Here is a 2,826-nt window from a genome sequence, read left to right on the forward strand (position 1 = left end):
TGTTCGACGGCTGCGTCGAGTTGGTCGGACATGAGGGTGTCGTAGACCGGTCGTTTGAAGCTGCGCAGGACGCCGATGGGGGTGTGGTGCAGGGTGTCGGCGTCGGCGAGGCGGGAGAGGGCGAAGGCGGTGGTGGGGCTTGCCGCGTGTGCGTCGTGGACGAGGATCTGTGCCTCGTTCTCGGGGGTGACGGTGACGACTTCGAGGTCGCCGGTGGTCTGGTTCCTGACCACGCCCTTCGAACCCTCGACGCCGAAGCGGATGGGCTGCCCGTGTTCCAGGCGGATGACGGCTTCTTCTGCCTGTTGTTTGTCTTTGAGGATTTCGAAGGCGCCGTCGTTGAAGATGTTGCAGTTCTGGTAGATCTCGACGAGGGCGGTGCCGGGGTGGTCGGCTGCCTGTCGGAGGACTTGGGTGAGGTGTTTGCGGTCGGAGTCGACGGTGCGGGCGACGAATGAGGCTTCGGCGCCGAGGGCGAGGGAGACGGGGTTGAAGGGGGCGTCGAGGGAGCCCATGGGGGTCGACTTGGTGATTTTCCCGACCTCGGAGGTGGGGGAGTACTGGCCTTTGGTCAGTCCGTAGATCCGGTTGTTGAACAGCAGGATTTTGAGGTTGACGTTGCGGCGCAGGGCGTGGATGAGGTGGTTGCCGCCGATGGAGAGGGCGTCGCCGTCGCCGGTGACGACCCAGACGGACAGGTCACGGCGTGAGGTGGCGAGGCCGGTGGCGATGGCGGGGGCGCGGCCGTGGATGGAGTGCATCCCGTAGGTGTTCATGTAGTAGGGGAAGCGGGAGGAGCAGCCGATGCCGGAGACGAAGACGATGTTCTCTTTGGCCAGGCCCAGTTCGGGCATGAAGCCCTGGACTGCGGCCAGGACGGCGTAGTCGCCGCAGCCGGGGCACCAGCGTACTTCCTGGTCCGATTTGAAGTCCTTCATGGACTGGGTGGCCTCGGCCTTGGGGACCAGGGTCAGCAACTCGTTCGTGTCAGGCATCGATGGCCTCCTGGAGTGCCGTGGCGAGCTGCTCGGCCTTGAACGGCATGCCGTTGACCTGGTTGTAGGAGTGGGCGTCGATGAGGTATTTCGCCCGCAGGAGGGTGGCGAGCTGGCCGAGGTTCATCTCCGGCACCACGACCTTGTCGTAACGGCCGAGGATGTCGCCGAGGTTGCGGGGGAAGGGGTTGATGTGGCGCAGGTGTGCCTGCGCGATGGGCGTGCCGGTCTTGCGCAGGCGGCGGACGGCGGCGGTGATGGGTCCGTAGGTGGAGCCCCAGCCCAGCACGAGGGTGCGGGCACGGTCCGGGTCGTCGACGGTGAGGTCGGGCACCTCGATGCCGTCGATTTTGGCCTGGCGGGTGCGGACCATGAAGTCGTGGTTGGCGGGGTCGTAGGAGATGTTGCCCGTGCCGTCCTGCTTTTCGATGCCGCCGATGCGGTGTTCGAGGCCGGGGGTGCCGGGCACGGCCCAGGGGCGGGCCAGGGTGTGCGGGTCACGCTTGTAGGGCCAGAACACTTCGGTGCCGTCGGCCAGTTCATGGTTGGGGCCGGTCGCGAACCGGACCCGCAGGTCGGGCAGTTCCGCGGTCTCCGGGATGCGCCAGGGCTCGGAGCCGTTGGCGAGGTAGCCGTCGGAGAGCAGGAAGACCGGCGTGCGGTAGGCCAGCGCGATCCTGGCGGCCTCCAGGGCGGCGTCGAAGCAGTCCGCCGGCGTCCTGGGTGCGATCACCGGCACGGGGGCCTCACCGTTACGCCCGTACATCGCCTGCAGCAGATCCGCCTGCTCCGTCTTGGTCGGCAGGCCGGTGGAGGGGCCGCCCCGCTGGATCGCGACGACGAGCAGCGGCAGCTCCAGCGACACCGCGAGGCCGATCGTCTCCGACTTGAGTGCCACGCCGGGGCCGGAGGTGGTGGTGACGGCCAGCGAACCGCCGAAGGCCGCACCCAGTGCGGCGCCGATGGCGGCGATCTCGTCCTCGGCCTGGAACGTGCGCACGCCGAAGTTCTTGTGGCGGGACAGTTCGTGCAGGATGTCCGAGGCCGGGGTGATCGGGTAGGAGCCGAGATACAGCGGCAGGTCGGCCTGGTGGCCGGCGGCGATCAGCCCGTAGGACAAGGCCAGATTCCCGGAGATGTTGCGGTAGGTGCCGGCCGGGAACGCTGAGCTCGCGGGGGCGACCTCGTAGGAGACGGCGAAGTCCTCGGTCGTCTCACCGAAGTTCCAGCCGGCGCGGAAGGCGGCCACGTTCGCCTCGGCGATCTGCGGCTTCTTCGCGAACTTGACCCGCAGAAACTTTTCCGTGCCCTCGGTGGGCCGGTTGTACATCCACGACAGCAGACCGAGCGCGAACATGTTCTTCGAGCGTTCGGCTTCCTTGCGGGAGAGCCCGAACTCCTTGAGCGCTTCGATGGTCAGGGTGGTCAGCGGCACGGGGTGGATCTGGTAGCCGTCGAGCGAGCCGTCTTCGAGGGGTGAGGTGAGATAGCCGACCTTGGCCATCGGGCGCTTGGTGAACTCATCGGTGTTCACGATGATCTCCGCGCCGCGCGGCACGTCGCCGATGTTCGCTTTCAGGGCGGCCGGGTTCATCGCGACCAGGACGTTGGGTGCGTCGCCGGGGGTGAGGATGTCGTGGTCGGCGAAGTGCAGCTGGAAAGAGGAGACGCCCGGCAAGGTCCCGGCAGGCGCCCGGATCTCGGCGGGAAAGTTCGGCAGCGTCGACAAGTCGTTCCCGAACGACGCCGTCTCCGAGGTGAACCGGTCACCCGTCAGCTGCATCCCGTCACCCGAGTCACCCGCGAAACGGATGATCACCCGGTCCAGACG

General features: G+C 67.3%; 2 protein-coding genes. Both read right to left on the reverse strand.

Annotated elements, in window-relative coordinates; translation table 11 throughout:
* A partial coding sequence (locus ACZ6MZ_RS33915) for a 2-oxoacid:ferredoxin oxidoreductase subunit beta (RefSeq protein WP_469356437.1) occupies positions 1-995 on the reverse strand: 995 nt, incomplete at its 3' end.
* On the reverse strand, positions 988-2,826 hold a 1,839-nt coding region (locus tag ACZ6MZ_RS33920), incomplete at its 5' end, for a 2-oxoacid:acceptor oxidoreductase subunit alpha (RefSeq protein WP_469356439.1). The genes ACZ6MZ_RS33915 and ACZ6MZ_RS33920, both read right to left, overlap by 8 nt.

The organism is Streptomyces sp. NPDC042201 (genome assembly GCF_055582185.1).